Genomic DNA, 17,268 nt, shown 5'->3' with positions numbered 1-17,268 from the left:
ATGGACGAGAGAGCGCAACAGATCGGAACCCGAGCTGCAACCACAACCCTGGCCATCGCCTACGTGTTCTGGCTGGGGGTTGCGCTCAGCAAGTTCATCGGAACCAGACGCGTCGAGACAGCCGCCACTGAGATCGTCTTTCTCGCCCTGATCCCGTTCGTTCTGCTGTGGTTCGCCCGCCAGGATGAACGCCTGTTACTCCCCAGGCTTCGCGAATACGCCGACCTCCAGGAACTCCTGAGGCCCCGCCACGTCCTGCGACGGACACGCCGCTACGCGCTTGGAGCGCTGGGATTCTCAACTTCCCTGACCGTCGCCGACTACCTGGCAGAGCGCCTGACAGGCGACATCATGACCCTGCTCCCCCTGACCACCTGGCAGGCATGGGCCCTCCAAATCGGCTGCGGATTCCCGGTCTTCCTCATCATCGACACCCTGTGGAACGAGCTCGCCATCCGCCGTTACATCCGCAAGATCAAGGAGCTGGAAGACCATGAACAAACGCGATGAAGCCATCCTCAACTTGGCAGACCCCGATGATGAGATCTTTCAGCTACGCGCCTCGGCACGCACCAAATGGTGGCTCGAGGCCCTGGACTTCCTCAATCTGGGCATTCACGACATGATCCTGGACAGAAAAGCGGCTTCCAGCCGCTGGTACCTGGTCGGCTCCGGGAAGCGCTGGAAACTCTGCGCGCTGAACCGGAAGGACGAACCCACCTGGACGGACGCCACCCGGGCCCTGTCCGATACGGCGGACCTGAAGAAGTTTCAACTGGACGGGATCGTCTACCGCCTGCAACGCCGCATCCGCTGACACGGAATCACGCCTGGCCATGGCCGTCCACTCTTCGGTGCCGGGGCGATCTGCTAGTTTGAACGTCGTTCAAAACGTCGCGGAGGAGAGACCATGGACCTGAACAAGCTTGCCGCCGAAATCATCGCAGGCCGCTCCATCACCCCCGAGGAGGCCCTCGCAGTGCTGCGGCTGCCGGATGCGGAAACCCTCACACTCGTGGCCGCGGCGGGCCGGGTGCGACGCCATCACTTCGGCACCACGATGAAGGTGAACTACCTGATCAACCTCAAATCGGGTCTGTGCCCGGAGGACTGTTTCTACTGCTCCCAACGCCTCGGTTCCCAGGCCGACATCCTGAAGTACCGGTGGCTGAGGAACGAGGACGCCGTCGCCGCCGCGAAGGCCGGGATCGCAGGTGGCGCGAAGCGGGTGTGTCTGGTGGCGAGCGGCCGCGGGCCGTCCAACCGCGACGTCGACAAGGTGGCCGAGATCATCGGGGAGATCAAGGCCGAGCACCCGGACGTGGAGGTCTGCGCCTGCCTCGGGCAGCTCAAGGCGGGGCAACCGGAACGGTTGGCCGCAGCAGGGGCAGACGCCTACAACCACAACCTGAACACCGCGGAATCGCACTACGACAACATCTGCACCACCCACAGCTATCAGGACCGCACCGAGACGGTTCAGCACGCCCGCGAGCACGGGCTGAGTGCCTGTTCGGGCCTGATAGCGGGCATGGGTGAGAGCGATGAGCAGCTGGTGGAGGTGGCCTTCGCGTTGCGGGAGGTCGGCGCGGACTCGGTTCCCGTGAACTTCCTGATGCCCTTCGACGGCACCCCCCTGGCGGGTCACGCCGACCTGAGCCCGCAGCGTTGCCTGCGCATCCTGGCGATGATGCGGTTCGTCCATCCGGACAGCGAGGTGCGGGTCGCGGCGGGCCGGGAACAGCACCTCCGCAGCCTTCAGCCCCTGTCCCTGGAGATCTGCAACTCGCTGTTCCTGGGTGACTACCTCACCAGTGAGGGACAAGCAGGGGCCAAGGACCTGGCCATGATCGCCGACTACGGATTCACGGTCCTCGGCCAGGAGGAGACCGGCCCCGAGGCCGACGTCCGGCCCGTGATCAGGAACCGTGGGGTCGGGACCCCGGAACCGGCGAACGCCTAGGGCCAGTTCCGAGGCAGAGCCTAGGCGCGGCGTTTGAAGAACGAGCGGATGCCCTCCCGGTGAACCGCCGCCACTGCGGTGAGCGGCAAACCGGCCGGGCAGACCTCGACGCACTCGCCGTAGCTGCTGCACGGCCCGAACGACGCATCCAGGGCGTCGACGACGGCCCGGGCGCGGCGGGTGCGTTCCACCTTGCCGTGCGGGAGCATGGCCAAGTGCGCCAGTTTCGCCCCGGCGAACAGGTGGGCCGCCCCGTTGGGGCAGGCGGCGACGCACGCCCCGCAACCGATGCAGGCAGCGAAGTCGAGGGCCAGTTCAGCATCCTCGTGGCCGACCAGGAAATCGTCGGCATCCGGCGCGGTCCCGGCCATGATGTCGACGTGCCCGCCGGCACGGATGATGGAATCCAGGGCCGCCCGATTCACCACCAGGTCCCGGACCACGGGGAAGGCTTCCGACCGCAACGGTTCGATCCGCAGCTTCGTGATGCCGCCGAAGGCTCGTAGGTGCTGCCGGCACGACGGGGTGTTCGGGACCGGGCCGTGGGGAACGTCGTTCACGGTGACCCCGCAGGCCCCGCACACCCCCTCCCGGCAGTCGGATTCGAACGAGATGGGTTCCAGGCCCTGCTCGGGCAGCTGGTCGTTCAGCCGGTCCAGCAGCTCCAGGAGACTCATCTCGGGGGTGGCGTCCGTCACGACGTGTGTCTCGAATCGCCCCTTGGAAGTCGGCCCGTCCTGCCGCCAGATCTCAAGTTCGACCCTCATCGGTAGTTCCTCACCTGCAGTTTGACGCTCTCGAATCTCAGCGGCTCCTGGTAACGGCGGTGCTGACCGGCCGGGTTGGTCTCCCACGCCGAGACGTTGCACCAGCGTTCGTCGTCGCGTTTGGCCTCCCCGTCCGGGAGGGCGTACTCCTCACGGAAATGCGCCCCGCAGGACTCCTGGCGGTCCAGCGCATCCGTGATCATCAGTTCAGCCAGCTCCAGGAAATCGGCCACCCGTCCCGCCTTCTCCAGCTCCTGGTTGAGCCGGTCGTCGGTGCCGGCCACCCGGACATCGCGCCAGAACTCCTCACGCAGCTCCTGCACCTGCTCCAGGGCCCGTTTCAACCCTTCCTCGCTTCGTGAAACCCCACATCCCGCGTAGAGGATCTCGCCGAGACGACGATGGAATGTGGCGGGCCGGGTGTGTCCGGGATTGTTGACCAGGTGGTTGATGCGCCCACGCACGTCATCCAGCGCCTCCGCGGCCTCGGGGGCGTCCACTTCGAGAAGGGGTTTCCCCGCCAGCCCGGCCAGGTAGTTGGGGATGGCCAGGGGAAGCGTGAACCAGCCGTCGACACAGGCACTGAGCAGGGAGTTGGCCCCGAGCCGGTTCGCACCGTGGTAGTTGTTTCCTGCCTCCCCACCGACGAACAGCCCGGGGACGCTGGTCATCTGGTTGAAATCGCACCACAACCCTCCCATGGTGAAGTGGGCCCCCGGTGCGATGCGCATCGGTTCCTCGTAGGGATCCTCGCCCGTCGCATCCCGGTACATCTCGAAGAGGTTCCCGTAACGCTCCGCGATCACGGCCCTGCCCAGCCGGGAGATGGCGTCACGGAAGTCCAGGTAGACGGAGTTCTTGAGCGGCCCCACTCCCCTGCCGGCCTCGATCTCCGTGCGGGCGGCCCGGGATGCGATGTCACGCGGGGTCAGGTTCCCGAACGCCGGGTAGCGCCGCTCTAGGTAGTAGTCGCGCTCGGCCTCCGGGATGTCACCGGGGGCGCGTTCGTCGCCCGGGGTCACCGGCACCCAGATGCGTCCGTCGTTGCGCAGCGACTCACTCATCAGGGTGGTCTTGGACTGCCACCGGGAGGACACCGGCAGCGCGGTGGGGTGGAACTGGATGAAACTCGGACTGGCGAAGAAGGCCCCGCGGCGATGGGCCCGCCAGGTGGCGGTGGCGTTCGAGTTCATCGCCAGGGTGGAGTGGAAGAAGACGCTGCCGTAGCCACCGGTGGCCAGCACCACCGCGTGTCCCGTGGTGATGCTGATCCGCCCGGTCACCAGGTCGCGCACCACCACTCCCTGGGCCCGGCCGTCCGCGACGATCAGGTCCAGCATCTCGTGACGGGTGTGCAGCTTCACCGTGCCGCGTTCCACCTGACGCAACAGGGCCTGCGCACCGGCGATCTGGAGCTGCTGGCCGGTCTGGCCCCGCGTGTAATAGGTGCGGGAAACCTGCACACCACCGAAGGAGCGGGTGGCGAGCTGCCCGCCGTATTCGCGGGCGAACGGGGCACCGATGGCGTTCATGTGGTCGATCACCCGAACCGATTCCTCGGCCAGGCGCCACACATCGGCCTCCCGGCCCCGGAAGTCACCACCCTTGACGGTGTCCGTGACGAACCGGGTCAGCGAGTCACCGTCCACCTTCCGGGCACGGGCGGCGTTGATGCCGCCCTGGGCGGCGACGCTGTGCGCGCGGCGGGGCGCATCGTGGAAGGTGAAGCTCTCCACCTTGTAACCCAGTTCCCCCAGCGCCGCGGCCACGCCGGACCCGGCCAGCCCGGTTCCGATCACGATCACGGTGTACTTCTTGCGGTTGGCCGGGCTCACCAGTTTGTACTCGGCCTTGCGGCGTTCCCATGCGGTGCGGGGGTCACCGTCGGGGAGGTGGGGATCGAGCATCCCGGTGGCCAGCATCTCCACGGGGCGTGGCCGGTTGGTCGTCGTGGTCATGCGATCACCCCCAGCAGCACCAGCAGGGGAATCATGGCGTTGCCCAGCACCACGGCCAGGGCCAGCAGCCCTCCGATGGCCACCCATACCTGCCTGAACCTGCGGCCCGTGACCCCGAGGTCCTGCAGCAGGGTGCGCCAGCCGTGCTCGATGTGGAAACCAATCACCACCATCACCACCATGTAGAAAATAGCCATCCAGGGACGGGAGAAGCTGGCAACGAGGTTCGCGTAGGCGTGCATCTCGGCACCGGGGTGCCGGAAGGACGCGGACGCCAAGGGGCCACCCACCGTCAGGTCGCTGATGTGAACCAGCACGAAGACCAGGATCAGGATCCCACCGGGCAGCATGAAGGCCGCCGCGCGGGTGCGATTCCGGTGCAGGCCGCGCCGGTGAGCGCCACGGCCGCGCCGCCCCCTCAACCACAGGGTCACCGCTGCCGAGACGTGCAGCAGCAACGAGCCTGCCAGGGCGATTCGCAGCGCCCACAACACGCTCTGTTTGGGAAGCAGCGGGTAGCCGACCTCACGCAGCCATGTTGCGTAGTGGTTGAAGGCGTCGGCCCCCGCGTAAACCTTCAGGTTGCCGAACAGATGCACCGCCACGAAGGCAACGAAGAGCACCCCCGTGACCGCCATCACATGTTTGAGCACGAAATTCGAGGGCCCGCGTCTCCGCGTTCCCGCTGGGACGTCCACCGTCGTTGTGGTCATGGCTCAGTCTAACTGACCGCTTCTCGCCACATGCATCCGCATGGACTTTTCATGAAGCCGAGGAACGGGTATTGTTTGTCCTCGCGCAAGCACCACTAGCTCAACTGGCAGAGCAGCTGACTCTTAATCAGCGGGTTCAGGGTTCGAGTCCCTGGTGGTGTACCGGACCGGGACACCGGTCCCGCGCACCACTAGCTCAACTGGCAGAGCAGCTGACTCTTAATCAGCGGGTTCAGGGTTCGAGTCCCTGGTGGTGTACAGCGCAAGGGCCCCGGGAACCCGGGGCCCTTTTTGAATCATTCGTGGTTCCGGCGTCCCAGCACGTAGATGGTGACGGCGAACAACGCCACCCCGAGGATCGCACCCCCGATGATCGCGAGCCGGTCGGTGCGCCAGCCGTCCTCGTCGCGCAACTCCTCCTTGATGTTCTGGAACTCGCCCGCGACGAAGCTCTTCGCATCGTCGATGCCCCGCCGGGCGATGTTCGCGGGTTTCACGGAGTCAACGAGGTCTTCCATGGCGCCTGCCAAGCTCTGGCGGTTGCTGGCCAGCTCGGCACGGATCTCGTCCACGGTGCGGGTGGTGTCGCCGTCCATTGCTTCCCCTTACTTCAACGATCGGATACCAGCTTAGAGGCTTCCGTGCGCCGTACACTGTCGGTCATGACTGCGCGCCTCACCCCGGGTTCCCCGGCCCCAGCCTTCACGTTGCCGAACGCGGAAGGAGTCCCGGTTTCGCTTTCCGATCACCCTTCCCGTGCTGTCATCGTCTACTTCTACCCCGCAGCGATGACGCCGGGCTGCACCACCCAGGCGGTGGACTTCACCGGCGCGCAGGCCGCCTTCGCGGCGGCCGGCTACACCATCATCGGCATCTCCCCGGACACGGTTGAGAAGCTCGCGAAGTTCACCGCCGGCTCCGAGATCGGGTTCCCTCTCCTGTCCGACCCGGAACGCGAGGCGTTGAACGCCTACGGCGCCTTCGGGACCAAGAAGCTGTACGGCAAGGAGATCGAGGGGGTGCTGCGTTCCACCTTCGTCATCGACGTGGACGCCGAGGGCAACGGAACCATCCGGGTTGCCCAGTACAACGTGAGGGCGACGGGACACGTCGCGAAACTGCGCCGTGAGCTCGGCGTCTGAGTTTCTCACCATCGACTCCGAGGTCGGCGACGGAGTGGATGTGGAACTGGAGGTAAAACGTTCCCGTTTCCTCACCCGGCTGCGTCGCGTCACCTCGGAGGAAGCCGCTCGCGCGGTGATCGAGGAACGGCGCTCCAGGTTCTTCGACGCCCGTCACCACTGTTCCGCTTTCGTGCTGGGCCCCGAGACCCGTACCGCACGTTCCTCGGACGACGGGGAACCCGCGGGAACCGCTGGGGTGCCGATGCTGAACGTGCTGACCTCCAACCACCTGACCGATGTGGTGGCGGTTGTGACCCGCTACTTCGGGGGCGTCAAGCTCGGTGCCGGCGGGTTGGTACGGGCCTATTCCGAGGCCGTGGCCCAAGCGGTGGCGGCGGCCGGAACCAGACGGGTGGAGCTGTGCTCCCTGCTGGGAGTCGACGCTGACTTCGCGAGCTTCGGCGTGGTCGAGGACTCGCTGCGTGGTTTGATCCTGCCCTCGGGGGCCGCCGTCGCGGTGGTGGGAGTCGACTGGGGTGACCATGCCCGGATCACCGTTGCGGTTCCGGTGAAGGCCACCGGCGAATTCGACGCTTTCCTGTCGGCTCTGTCTGCCGGGACCCTGACGGCGGTCCCGGCAGGTCAGCGCTGGGTCGACCGGCCCGGCTGATCGTCTCCCGGCTCGATGCGTTTCACAACGGCCGGGTGAGCCAGCACCAACACGAGCACGAACCCGCCACCCGCGATCCACGCCAACGGTGCGTAGCGGGTGACGGGCAGCAGAACTCCAGCCACCACGACGACGGCCAGCAGACCCGTTCGAACGTACTTCAGCACGTCGCGGCCTGTCCGCGCCCGTTGGTCAACGCAGTTTCAGGGGACGGGAAACGCCCGCGACGATGAGTGCGAGACCGACCAGCAGAAGAATGATGACTGCCACGTCTCCCCCATTCGACGACCCGTAGCCACCACCGCCGAAGGAGCGCGCGAACTGGCTTCCGGTGAAGACCAACATGAGGCCTATGAGCGCCTGGGCAGCCCCCATGGCGATTTCATAGACCCAGACCGCCGGGGTCACCTGCTCCTTGTTCTTCCCCGGTCCCCCGAACGGCCGGGGCGGCGCCTGGAAGCCCTGATGCGGCGGCTGCATGCTCTGGGGGCTCTGATAGGCCTGCGAAGCAAGTTGGCTGTTCTGGGGGCCCGGCTGGGCGACACGCTGCTCGCTCTGCGGCTCCGGGGAAGGTGTGGTGGGTTCGCTCATCGTCTGGATCTCCGTTCTGTGTCCTGGCGTTCCCCCATGCGGGTTTCGGAATCGTCCCGCGAGGTTGGTTGCTGCCAACCCTAGCCATTCCGGGGTGTCCGGTTGCCGCGATCCCATACATTTGATGAAGACCGACCTCCCCGATCTACCAAGGCCTGCACCCAACCTCTGGAAGACTGGCCGGATGGTTGGACAACGAAAGACTCCTTGGAAAACGGCGGTCGCAGTCCCGACTGCCGTGATCGTTCTGGGCTTCGTCGGACTGGCGGCGTTGGCGCCGCGCTGGCTGGGCCAGTTGTTGAATGCGGCGAACTCGACCGTGGTCAACGGCCTGGGCTGGTACTACAGCCTCATCGTCGCGGGTTTCGTCGCCTTCGCCCTGCTGGTGGCCTTCGGACCGTACGGGAACATCACCCTCGGACCCGACGACGAAACCCCCTCCTACTCGCTGGTGAGCTGGTTCGCCATGCTCTTCGCCGCGGGCATGGGCATCGGGCTGGTGTTCTGGGGCGTTGCAGAACCCCTGAACCACTATGCCACTCCCCCGCCCGGCACCCCGGAGGGCACCTCCGACGCCATGAAGGCGCAGGAAGCGATGACGACGTCCTTCCTGCACTGGGGGCTGTCCGCCTGGGCCGTCTACATCGTCGTCGGCCTGGCCATCGCCTACACGGTGCACCGCAAGGGCCGGAAGGTTTCACTCAGGTGGGTGCTCGAGCCGCTGTTCGGCAGGCGGGTACGTGGTTGGTTCGGGGATGTCGTCGACGTGTTCGCCATCGTCGGAACCCTGTTCGGGGTGGCGGCATCCCTGGGTTTCGGGGCCTCCCAGTTCACATCCGGCCTGGATTACCTGGGGATCATCAAGCCCGAGATCTGGGTGCTGCTCGCGGTCATTGCCATCATCACCTCGCTGGCCACCTGCTCGGTGCTGAGCGGTCTGGATCGCGGCATCAAATGGCTCTCGAACGCGAACCTGGTGCTGGCCGCGGTGCTGGCCCTGGCCGTGCTGCTGCTCGGCCAACCGTTGTTCGTGCTGCGCGAGTTCGTCCAGACCATCGGCGACTACCTCAGCAATTTCGTGCACCTGAGTTTCCGCACCCTGCCGTTCCAGGGTGAGGCCGGCGAGACCTGGCTCGGGACCTGGACCACCTACTACTGGGGATGGTGGATCAGCTGGTCGCCGTTCGTGGGGATCTTCATCGCCCGCATCTCGAGGGGCCGCACCGTGCGGGAATTCGTGGCGGGGGTGCTGGCCGTGCCGACGCTGGTGACCTTCCTGTGGTTCTCGATCATGGGTGGGACGGCGATGTGGCAGCAGCTCCACGGGTCCGGTGACCTCATCAGTCCGGAAGGAAAAGTCAACAACGTCAACGCCCTGTTCCAGGTGCTGGAGCACATCCCTGCGAGCAACCTGCTGATCGTCGGGTTCCTGATCCTGCTGGTGATCTTCTTCGTCACCAGCGCCGACTCCGCGGCCTTCGTGGTGGACATGGTCGCCACCGGCGGGGAGCAGGATCCTCCTGTCCTGACCCGGGTGATGTGGGCCGTTCTCGGCGGCGGTATCGCCGCGGTGCTGCTGTGGGGTGGGGCGGTCTCCGGCGGGGAGGATCTGACCGCTGGGCTCGGGGCGTTGCAGACCATGACGATCCTCGCGGCGGCACCGTTCAGCGTGGTGATGGTGTTGGCCTGCCTGGCGACGCTGCGCGCGTTCAGCAACGAACACCGGCAACGACTGAGGCTGGAGAACCGGGTGCTGCGACGCGAGATGACCGAACACGTGATGGACAAGGTGACCGAACACGTGAGGGAGTCCGTCGTCGAACACCTGAACGGCCAGGAGATCACCTTGAGTGAGGAATCCGCGTCAGGGGAAAGGACACGCAGGCCCTTCCGGATCAGGCTCTCCAGACGCAGGAGTCACACCCCGGAAAAGTAGAACCCCTCTCCCCCGAACCGCGCGCGTCGCGTGTGTGAACTGCTCAGGGTTGAATGTGGATGGCTTTCCAGCCATCCACATTCCGCCGGGCAAGGACACGGTCGTGCAGCCTGCCGGACTGGCCCTGCCAGAACTCGAACTCGTCGATGTCGATCCGGTATCCACCCCACTCCGGCGGGCAGGGAACATCAACCCCGTCGAAACGTTCGGCCGCCTGCGATGCCGCCGCCAGCAGTTCGTCGTGGGAGACGATGGGCGCCGACTGCCTGGACGCCCAAGCACCCAGCTGGCTGGCCCTGGGGCGCTTGGCGAAGTAGGTCTCGTTCTCCTGGCGGGTGAGTTTCGCGACCGCGCCGACCGCACGCACCTGGCGCATGAGCCGCGGCCACCAGAAGGTGGCGGAGGCCACCGGGTTGGCGGCCAGCTCCTCGCCCTTCGGGGAGGTGTAGTGGGTGAAGAAGACGAGGCCGTTCTGCGTCGTCTCCTTCAGCAGCACCACCCGGGCACGCGGACGCCCGTCCGCCCCGATGGTGGCCAGCAGCATGGCGTTCGGTTCCACCTCGTCGGCTGCGATCGCGGCGTCGAGCCAGTCCGCGAAGAACTTCCATGGTTCGAAGGAGTCCAGGTCCTGCGGTAGCGCATCCCCGCAATAGTCGCGTCGCACATCGTGAAGGCTCATGCCGCCAGTCTTCCAGAAACGGGGTGGCGGCTGCGGGGAGGGCATCCCATCGGCGCACGGCGGGATGTCACGAATAATTGACGCGGAACGTCGTTTGGCATCCGGGCCCGCTACTGTTGATGGCATGGCTGGTGGTGAGAACCTGCGCATCGGTGATGCTGAACGCGACGAGGCCATCGCCTTGCTTCGGGAGCACATGAGCGCGGGCCGGATCACCGCGGAGGAGTTCGACGAACGCATGTCCGCCGCGCTGACCGCGAAGACCCGGGGGGAACTCACGGTCCTGTTCAACGACCTTCCCGGGCGCTTGCCGGGGGATCCGCACACCGTGCAAACCATGCCCGCCCCGATCCAACCCGTCGCCGGGCAGCACCCCGCGAGACAGTCGTGGTACAAGCCCTTGGCGGTGGTGGTTGTCCTGGCGATCTTCGCGATGGGCCTGCGCCACTGGGTGGTGCCGCTGATCATGATGGGGATCCTGTTCTACTATTTCTCCAATTCGTCAAACGATTCACGCAGTTCACGCCAACAACTCCAGCAGCAAACCCCCCAGAACCTTCGCTCCCCGGAACGCGAGGAACTGGTGGCGCTGCTCCGCCAGAACCAGAGGCTTCTCGCCATCAAGCGTTACCGGGAAATGACCGGGGCCAATCTGCTCACCGCGAAGAACGCCATCGATGCCCTGAACGACGAGCTGGGCAGATAGACCCGATCTTCCAAGGTGGCTGGCCGGATGGGTACAGCCAGTGGCCCGGACACCCTCCGGGGCGGCACCGGTGTGACCAGCCCGGATTCGATGAGTGAAGGCCTTGTGGGACGATGGGTCCATGCTGGCCCTCGCGAAGACGCACCCCGGCCCAGGCCTGGAGCTGATCGACGTTCCCGTTCCCTCCCCCGGCCCCACCGAGGTCCTGATAAAGATCCGGAGCACCGGAATCTGCGGCACCGACGTGCACATCGACCGCTGGGACGGCTGGGCGGCCCGTACCGTGACCACCCCACGCATCCTGGGACACGAGTTCTGCGGCACCATCGTCGAACTCGGTTCGGCCGTGACCAGCCTGGAGGTCGGGCAGTTCGTCTCCGGTGAGGGGCACTACGTGTGTGGAAGGTGCCGCGCCTGTCTGGCGGGGAAACGTCACCTGTGCCAGCGGACCCGGGGAATCGGCTACCACGTCGACGGGGCCTTCTGCGAGTACTTCGCCATGCCCGCCGCCAACGTCTGGGTGCATCCACCGGAGCTCGATCCGGATATCGCCGCCATCTTCGATCCCTTCGGCAACGCCGTCCACGCGGCCCTCCAGTTCCCTGCCCTGGCCGAGGACGTCCTGGTCACCGGCGCCGGTCCGATCGGGATCATGGCGGCCCTGGTGGCGAAGTTCCAAGGAGCCCGCAACGTCGTCATCACCGACCTCAGCGACGAACGGCTCGCACTGGCGGAGGCGCTGGGCATCACCTCGACGGTCAACACCGGCCGGGAAGACCTGAGGGAGGTCTACGACCGGTTCTCGATGAAGGAAGGATTCGACATCGGACTGGAGATGTCCGGGTCGGGGGCGGCGCTGCGTTCCATGATCGACCACATGACCCACGGCGGCAGGATCGCGCTGCTCGGCACCCCTTCGCAGGAGTTGACCGTGGACTTCTCCAAGATCATCTTCAGCATGCTCACCATCCAGGGCGTGACCGGCAGGCAGATCTTCGAAACCTGGTACGCCATGAACGCCCTGATTCGTTCCGGGCTCGACATCTCAGGGGTCATCACACACCGGTTCCCCGTGACCGAGTTCGCCGAGGCGTTCGCCGTCGCGGGTGACGGCCGCTCGGGCAAGGTCGTCATGCGCTGGGAACAGTGATGCACACCCAATTTCCTCACCAAATCGAAAGGCACGACCGACCATGACCTTCCTCGACGATGTGACCTCCCAGCTCGACGCCCTGCGCGCCGAGGGCCTGTACAAACACGAGGAGCCGCTCACCACGGCGCAGGCGGCGCACGTCGGTGTCCCGACCGGGAACGTCATCAACCTGTGCGCGAACAACTACCTGGGGCTCGCGGACTCACCCGAGCTGATCACGGCCGCCAAGAATGCCCTCGACCGTTGGGGTTTCGGCATGGCCTCGGTGCGGTTCATCTGCGGCACCCAGACCCAGCACCTGGACCTTGAGGCCGGGTTGACCCGGTTCCTGCGGCTCGGGGCGGAGGGATTCGACACCATCTTGTACTCGTCGTGTTTCGATGCCAACGGCGGGCTGTTCGAGACACTGTTCGGCCCCGAGGACGCGATCATCTCCGATGAGCTCAACCACGCCTCCATCATCGACGGGGTGCGTCTGAGCAAGGCGTCCCGTCACCGGTACCGCAACCGGGATCTCGACGACCTGCGTGCCCGCCTGGAGGAAACCCGGGACGCGCGGCACCGGGTCATCGCCACCGATGGCGTGTTCTCGATGGACGGCTACGTCGCCCCGCTGGACGAGATCTGCGCCCTGGCCGACGAGTACGGCGCCCTGGTGATGGTCGACGATTCACACGCCGTCGGTTTCGTCGGCGAGACCGGAGCCGGCACCCCGGAGCGTTTCGGTGTCACCGAACGCGTCGACATCATCACCGGCACCCTCGGCAAGGCTCTCGGCGGGGCCTCCGGGGGCTACACCTGCGCCCACTCCCCCATCGTGGAGTTGCTGCGGCAGCGGTCGCGGCCGTACCTGTTCAGCAACTCCTTGGCACCGTCGATCGTCGCCGCCACCCTGGCCGCCCTCGACCTCCTGGGCAGCTCCGGTGAACTCCTCGACCGGCTGCGCGAGAACACCACCTATTTCCGCACCCGCATGGCCGAGGAGGGATTCGAGATCCCCGAATCCGATCACCCGATCGCCCCCGTGATGATCGGCGACGCAGTACTTGCGGCCCGCATGGCGGACGCCATCCTGGCGCGCGGCGTCTACGTCCGCGCCTTCAGCTACCCGGTGGTTCCCAAGGGCCGGGCGAGGATCCGTACCCAGCTGTCGGCGGCCCTGACCCGTGATGACCTGGATACGGCGATCCGCGCATTCGTCGAGGCGAGATCGGAGGTGCGATAGGAGTCACACCGCAGCCGACCCCGCCCTTGTCCCGCGGGTCCTGCTGACTCCGAGCCCTGACTCACGGCCACCATCAAGTGTGCTCTGGCCAAGGGCTTCGCCGACCGAAACTGCACATGGCAATGAGGTTCCACCGGTCGGAGCCGGACAAAAGGTGAGCACTACAATGCCAGCTGTTCGACACATGGTAGATCGGAGAGCTGCAATGAGCGTGACCCCTGACGCGCCGATACTGCTCAGAGCACCGGCGAACCATCTCGATCAGCCAGGTTCCCTCACCGAGAGAATCCTCGCAATGCCTGCGGTCCTTACCGGCGCGCGCGGGCGGGTGGCGCGTGGTGGGCACCTTCTTGTCACCGCCTCGGAAGTCATTTTCGAACCCCATTCCTTCAACCTCAACAACGAGAGAAGCCGCCTGCGCATTCCCGTGGCGGAAATCGTCGGTGCACGTTTGAGGACTGTCATCGCCACCGCCACAGTCGTGCTCTCCACCGCCCACGGCATCAACCTGGAGTTCGTGAGCTGGAGCAGGAAGAAAATCATTGCAGCCATTCAGCAGGCACGTGCCGCACAGGGGCTACCCCCTTGGCAGGACCAAACTCCTTGAGGCTTGTTCGTTGAGGCATTCAGACGCTTCGATGGCAATCCAAACCGCGGCGCTCCTCAAACAAAAACTATCCCCTTGCCCCGAAGAGAAACAAGGATCAAACCGGACCTGACTAGCGACTTTGCCCGCGGTAGGCGATTTCGGCCCGGAAATCCAGTGACCAGATTTTGTTTTATGCGCGCCACATTTGACACAGAAGTCACTCCTTTCCCGATTCAAGATCTCACCGAGAAGAAGTGTGTTAATCGCTGCTGGATCGGCCTGTCTCCTTAACTTCTCAATCATATCCCCGCCCGACCCGCCTCCCCCTTGCCCAAAAGTTATTCACCCATCGGCAGTTCTCCGGCCGGGCCGCCGTCCACGAATGATTCGGAGTACCGACGAAGGGACTCGAACCCTCACGCGCAAGGCACAGGAACCTAAATCCTGCGTGTCTACCAATTCCACCACGCCGGTCAGCGGGTGTCAGCCTACCGGGAATTGGGGGCATGTTTCGGTACCGTCTCAATCCGGGACACAGGCAGGTCGGGTAGTTCCTTGGCCAGTTGCAGCGCCGGATCGTCCTCGAGAAACGTGCGCACCGGGCCCGGGCCGGTGTGTCTGGTCTCGAACCGGACGGTCACCCTGCCCAGCCCGGTTCCCCAGACCCAACCGCGTCCCAGCGCGTCATGGATCACGTCGGCGCCGGGGAAGAAACCGCGGCCCCGTACCCCCGAGGTGTCCACCTCGACCTCGGTCTCGGTTCTTCCCGTCTCCGGGATCTCGTCCTCGAACAGGCGTTCCTGGGCGGCCCTGGTGAAGTTGCTGACCCCGATGCCGAGCAGCCTCACCCCCTCGCGGATGTCCACCTCCGCCAGGAGTTCCTCCCCCACCCGGCCGATCACCTCGGCACGATCCGTCGCGCCCCCCAGCGACCGGGCCTTCGAGATCGTCGTGAAATCCGCCATCCGCACCTTGATCGCGACCGTGCGGGCGAAGGCTCCGGAGCGTTGCAGTCGCCCGGCCACCGATTCCGCGTCACGCCTGAGTATGGAAACCAGCCGGGGCCGGTCGGTCAGGTCGGTGGGGAAGGTGTCCTCCACGGAGATGGATTTCGCCTCCCGTTCCGCCTCCACCGCGCGGTCATCGCGGCCATGTGCCAGGTGCCGCAGCGATTCCCCGGCCGCGCGGCCCAGTTCGCGCACCAGCTCCCGGGGGTCGGCGGCCCGCAGATCGGAGACGGTGGCCAGTCCCAGCGCCAGCAGTTTGCTCTCCGTCACCGGCCCCACCCCGGGGATCGCCCGCACCGGCAGCGGGGAGATGAACTCGATCTCCTCGCCGGGGCGGATGATCCGGACCCCGTTGGGTTTCGCCGCCTCCGATCCCAGTTTGGCCAGGAACTTGCTGCTGCCCACCCCCACCGATGCAGTCAGCCCGGCGGTGCGTCTGGTCAGTTCCGCCCGCAGCCCGGCGACGTGTTCGTCGAGTTTCGCGAGGTTCCAGTCGCTGGCCTCGAGGTCCACGTAGGCCTCGTCGAAGCTGAGGGGTTCCACCAGCGGGGAAACCTCCCGCAGCAGCCCCATGACCGCCTCCGAGGACTGCCGGTAGGCGCCGAACCTGCCGCCCAGGAAGGCCGCGTGGGGGCAGCGGCGCCTGGCCTTCGTGCCCGACATTGCGGATCGCACCCCGAAAACCCGGGCCTCGTAGCTGGCGGTGGCCACCACTCCCCGCGGCCCGGCGCCACCGACGATCACGGGTTTGCCCCTGAGGCTGGGTTTGTCACGCTGCTCCACCGCGGCGAAGAACGCATCCAGGTCCAGGTGCAGGATGCTGGATGTGGATCGCATACGGGTCAGGTTAGTGATCTCTCCCGACACGCACCGGCCGGTTCATTCGGGCGCCGGGGTTGGCCGGTACTGCACGAAGTCATAGCCCTCGTGGATTTCGCGGCTGATCTCGGTCCATTCGTGGGATGAGACGATCGGGAAGGTGGTGGCTCCCTCCGGTTCCTGATGGACATGGGTGATGTCCAGTTCCGTCAGGTAGGGCCAAGCCGCCGCGTAGATCTCCCCGCCCCCGCCGATGAAGCAGGTCTTATCGGGGGTGGTGTGCGCCAGCCGGATGGCCTCCTCGATGGAATGGGCCACCTCGACTCCCTCCGCCGACCAGCCCGGCTGCCGGGTGACGACGATCGTGCGGCGGTTCGGGAGCAGCCCGATCTGTTCGTGGGTTCGTCTTCCGAAGATGATGGTGTTCCCGGTGGTGACTGCCTTGAAGCGTCGGAAGTCGGCTGGGATGTGCCAGAGCATGTCCTCCCCCGACCCGATCACGCCGTTGTCGGCCACCGCGGCTATGGCAACTATTCGCATCAGCTCTCCTTGACGTCCAGCACCGAATGCCCGTCGGCTGAGAACTTCACCGTGATGGGCTTCCCGTGATTCGTTCCGGTCACCTCGATCATTCCTTTCGCGTCCTCCCCGGGGGCCAGCCGGATCTGCTTCGGAACCGCGCTGGGCCACAGCTCCTGGAACCGGGACCTCGCCACCTCGGGCGCGGAACCTCCCCCGAACCGGTCCAGGTCGGTGGTGGGGCCATCGTGGGTGCCGCTGGCCGGTTCACTTATCACAACCACCCCGTCGATGGTTTTTATCGTGGACAACAAAGATGGATTTCCCGTCACGGTCACGGTTCCAGAAACAGAGTTCGCCTCCAGGGTCAGGTCCACGACGCCTCCCAGATTCCTGGCCTCCAACGCCTGAGAAACCACATACCAGTCCTCCCAGCTGCGCATGGTGGGTTGCACCGGGTAGGGCTCCTCCACCGGCCCTCCCCCTATCGGGTCGGGGCGGTTGGCGTGCCACGCGGCGATCCCCGCCAGACCCACGGCACCCACGAATCCCGCGATCAGGATTCCCCGGCGCCTCGGTCCGGGTCGTGCTTCTTCTTGGGAGGGCTGGGGCTGATCATTTCCGGGGATCTGGACCGGTAGCCCACGAAGCACGTCTCGGCACTGCCGGTGCGTGGTGGCCGCCAGCAGCTCGTCGCGCCGCTTCTGGAACTGATCGTCGGTGAGCCGCCCCTCGGCATAGTTGGTGGCAAGGATGTCCAGGTAGACATCGCGCTCCTTGAAGGAGACGTGCAACTCACTCATGGGCAAACGCTATCCCGTGGCCGTGACCGTTCGCAGCCCGTTCGGG

The 17,268-nt window shown here is 65.8% G+C and carries 20 protein-coding genes and 3 tRNA genes; 12 read left to right on the top strand and 11 right to left on the bottom strand.

Features of this window, described 5'->3' with window-relative positions; all coding sequences use genetic code 11:
* The 3 genes from ACO6D6_RS00520 (at position 1) to bioB (ending at position 1,963) form a co-directional block, all read left to right on the top strand.
* A complete protein-coding gene (locus ACO6D6_RS00520; protein ID WP_484782399.1) occupies positions 1 to 510 on the top strand; it encodes a hypothetical protein in 510 nt (169 codons plus the stop codon).
* Positions 494 to 817 carry a hypothetical protein gene (locus ACO6D6_RS00515; protein ID WP_484782398.1) on the top strand — a complete coding sequence of 108 codons (324 nt, stop codon included), beginning with the start codon at positions 494 to 496 and terminating at the stop codon, positions 815 to 817. The genes ACO6D6_RS00520 and ACO6D6_RS00515 overlap by 17 nt, the downstream gene beginning before the upstream one ends.
* 93 nt (positions 818 to 910) lie before the next feature.
* The gene (gene bioB / locus ACO6D6_RS00510) at positions 911 to 1,963 is read left to right on the top strand and encodes a biotin synthase BioB (RefSeq protein WP_484782397.1); all 1,053 of its coding nucleotides are present in this window, start codon (positions 911 to 913) and stop codon (positions 1,961 to 1,963) included.
* A 20-nt stretch (positions 1,964 to 1,983) separates the two neighbouring features.
* Here bioB and ACO6D6_RS00505 read toward each other — a convergent pair whose 3' ends face one another.
* Genes ACO6D6_RS00505 through ACO6D6_RS00495 form a run of 3 tightly spaced genes read right to left on the bottom strand, consistent with a single transcriptional unit; the run spans position 1,984 to position 5,326 of the window.
* Positions 1,984 to 2,730, bottom strand: a complete 747-nt coding sequence (locus ACO6D6_RS00505; RefSeq protein WP_484782396.1) for a succinate dehydrogenase/fumarate reductase iron-sulfur subunit — start codon at positions 2,728 to 2,730, stop codon at positions 1,984 to 1,986.
* On the bottom strand, positions 2,727 to 4,688 hold the full coding sequence (locus ACO6D6_RS00500) for a fumarate reductase/succinate dehydrogenase flavoprotein subunit (protein ID WP_484782394.1): 1,962 nt from the start codon (positions 4,686 to 4,688) through the stop codon (positions 2,727 to 2,729). The genes ACO6D6_RS00505 and ACO6D6_RS00500 overlap by 4 nt, the downstream gene beginning before the upstream one ends.
* Positions 4,685 to 5,326: a succinate dehydrogenase cytochrome b subunit gene (locus ACO6D6_RS00495; protein WP_484782882.1), complete on the bottom strand. Its 642-nt coding sequence runs from the start codon at positions 5,324 to 5,326 to the stop codon at positions 4,685 to 4,687. The genes ACO6D6_RS00500 and ACO6D6_RS00495 overlap by 4 nt, the downstream gene beginning before the upstream one ends.
* Before the next feature lie 164 nt (positions 5,327 to 5,490).
* On the opposite strand from ACO6D6_RS00495, the gene ACO6D6_RS00490 reads away from it, so the two are divergent.
* Together ACO6D6_RS00490 and ACO6D6_RS00485 are read left to right on the top strand one after the other, a co-directional pair.
* A tRNA-Lys gene (locus tag ACO6D6_RS00490) sits at positions 5,491 to 5,563 on the top strand.
* Positions 5,564 to 5,586: 23 nt separating this feature from the next.
* Positions 5,587 to 5,659, top strand: a tRNA-Lys gene (locus tag ACO6D6_RS00485).
* A 38-nt stretch (positions 5,660 to 5,697) separates the two neighbouring features.
* Here ACO6D6_RS00485 and ACO6D6_RS00480 read toward each other — a convergent pair.
* Complete coding sequence (locus ACO6D6_RS00480) at positions 5,698 to 5,997, bottom strand: DUF3618 domain-containing protein (RefSeq protein WP_484782393.1); 300 nt, start codon at positions 5,995 to 5,997, stop codon at positions 5,698 to 5,700.
* Positions 5,998 to 6,063: 66 nt separating this feature from the next.
* Between ACO6D6_RS00480 and ACO6D6_RS00475 the strand changes: the two genes are divergently transcribed.
* Positions 6,064 to 6,543: a peroxiredoxin gene (locus tag ACO6D6_RS00475; RefSeq protein WP_484782391.1), complete on the top strand. Its 480-nt coding sequence runs from the start codon at positions 6,064 to 6,066 to the stop codon at positions 6,541 to 6,543.
* A complete protein-coding gene (locus tag ACO6D6_RS00470; RefSeq protein WP_484782390.1) occupies positions 6,527 to 7,195 on the top strand; it encodes an IMPACT family protein in 669 nt (222 codons plus the stop codon). The genes ACO6D6_RS00475 and ACO6D6_RS00470 overlap by 17 nt, the downstream gene beginning before the upstream one ends.
* Here ACO6D6_RS00470 and ACO6D6_RS00465 read toward each other — a convergent pair.
* Positions 7,168 to 7,362, bottom strand: coding sequence for a hypothetical protein (locus tag ACO6D6_RS00465; protein ID WP_484782389.1), 195 nt, complete (start codon positions 7,360 to 7,362; stop codon positions 7,168 to 7,170). The two genes, ACO6D6_RS00470 and ACO6D6_RS00465, sit on opposite strands and share 28 nt — an antisense overlap.
* Positions 7,363 to 7,387: 25 nt before the next feature.
* The gene (locus ACO6D6_RS00460; protein WP_484782387.1) at positions 7,388 to 7,786 is read right to left on the bottom strand and encodes a hypothetical protein; all 399 of its coding nucleotides are present in this window, start codon (positions 7,784 to 7,786) and stop codon (positions 7,388 to 7,390) included.
* Positions 7,787 to 7,970: 184 nt separating this feature from the next.
* On the opposite strand from ACO6D6_RS00460, the gene ACO6D6_RS00455 reads away from it, so the two are divergent.
* Entirely contained in the window at positions 7,971 to 9,722 is a 1,752-nt protein-coding gene (locus ACO6D6_RS00455; protein ID WP_484782386.1) for a BCCT family transporter, read from the top strand.
* Positions 9,723 to 9,765: 43 nt separating this feature from the next.
* Here the strand turns inward: ACO6D6_RS00455 and pdxH are convergent, their stop codons facing one another.
* Complete coding sequence (gene pdxH / locus ACO6D6_RS00450) at positions 9,766 to 10,401, bottom strand: pyridoxamine 5'-phosphate oxidase (protein WP_484782385.1); 636 nt, start codon at positions 10,399 to 10,401, stop codon at positions 9,766 to 9,768.
* Positions 10,402 to 10,525: 124 nt separating this feature from the next.
* Here pdxH and ACO6D6_RS00445 point away from each other — a divergent pair, with 124 nt between their 5' ends.
* The 4 genes from ACO6D6_RS00445 to ACO6D6_RS00430 all read left to right on the top strand — a co-directional run bounded on the left by ACO6D6_RS00445 (position 10,526) and on the right by ACO6D6_RS00430 (position 14,092).
* Complete coding sequence (locus ACO6D6_RS00445; RefSeq protein ID WP_484782384.1) at positions 10,526 to 11,107, top strand: DUF1707 domain-containing protein; 582 nt, start codon at positions 10,526 to 10,528, stop codon at positions 11,105 to 11,107.
* A gap of 121 nt (positions 11,108 to 11,228) precedes the next feature.
* On the top strand, positions 11,229 to 12,257 hold the full coding sequence (tdh, locus tag ACO6D6_RS00440; protein ID WP_484782383.1) for an L-threonine 3-dehydrogenase: 1,029 nt from the start codon (positions 11,229 to 11,231) through the stop codon (positions 12,255 to 12,257).
* Between the two features lie 43 nt (positions 12,258 to 12,300).
* Positions 12,301 to 13,485: a glycine C-acetyltransferase gene (locus ACO6D6_RS00435; protein ID WP_484782381.1), complete on the top strand. Its 1,185-nt coding sequence runs from the start codon at positions 12,301 to 12,303 to the stop codon at positions 13,483 to 13,485.
* A 205-nt stretch (positions 13,486 to 13,690) separates the two neighbouring features.
* The gene (locus ACO6D6_RS00430) at positions 13,691 to 14,092 is read left to right on the top strand and encodes a hypothetical protein (RefSeq protein ID WP_484782380.1); all 402 of its coding nucleotides are present in this window, start codon (positions 13,691 to 13,693) and stop codon (positions 14,090 to 14,092) included.
* Between the two features lie 375 nt (positions 14,093 to 14,467).
* Here ACO6D6_RS00430 and ACO6D6_RS00425 read toward each other — a convergent pair.
* The 4 genes from ACO6D6_RS00425 to ACO6D6_RS00410 form a co-directional block, all read right to left on the bottom strand.
* A tRNA-Leu gene (locus ACO6D6_RS00425) sits at positions 14,468 to 14,548 on the bottom strand.
* 14 nt (positions 14,549 to 14,562) lie between these two features.
* Positions 14,563 to 15,918 carry a DNA polymerase IV gene (locus ACO6D6_RS00420; RefSeq protein ID WP_484782379.1) on the bottom strand — a complete coding sequence of 452 codons (1,356 nt, stop codon included), beginning with the start codon at positions 15,916 to 15,918 and terminating at the stop codon, positions 14,563 to 14,565.
* Positions 15,919 to 15,960: 42 nt separating this feature from the next.
* Complete coding sequence (locus tag ACO6D6_RS00415; RefSeq protein ID WP_484782378.1) at positions 15,961 to 16,440, bottom strand: dihydrofolate reductase; 480 nt, start codon at positions 16,438 to 16,440, stop codon at positions 15,961 to 15,963.
* Positions 16,440 to 17,222 carry a DUF1707 SHOCT-like domain-containing protein gene (locus tag ACO6D6_RS00410; RefSeq protein WP_484782376.1) on the bottom strand — a complete coding sequence of 261 codons (783 nt, stop codon included), beginning with the start codon at positions 17,220 to 17,222 and terminating at the stop codon, positions 16,440 to 16,442. The genes ACO6D6_RS00415 and ACO6D6_RS00410 overlap by 1 nt, the downstream gene beginning before the upstream one ends.
* Positions 17,223 to 17,268: the final 46 nt, after the last annotated feature.

This window comes from Arachnia sp. (assembly GCF_057238465.1).
This window is presented reverse-complemented; position numbering and strand designations above follow the sequence as displayed.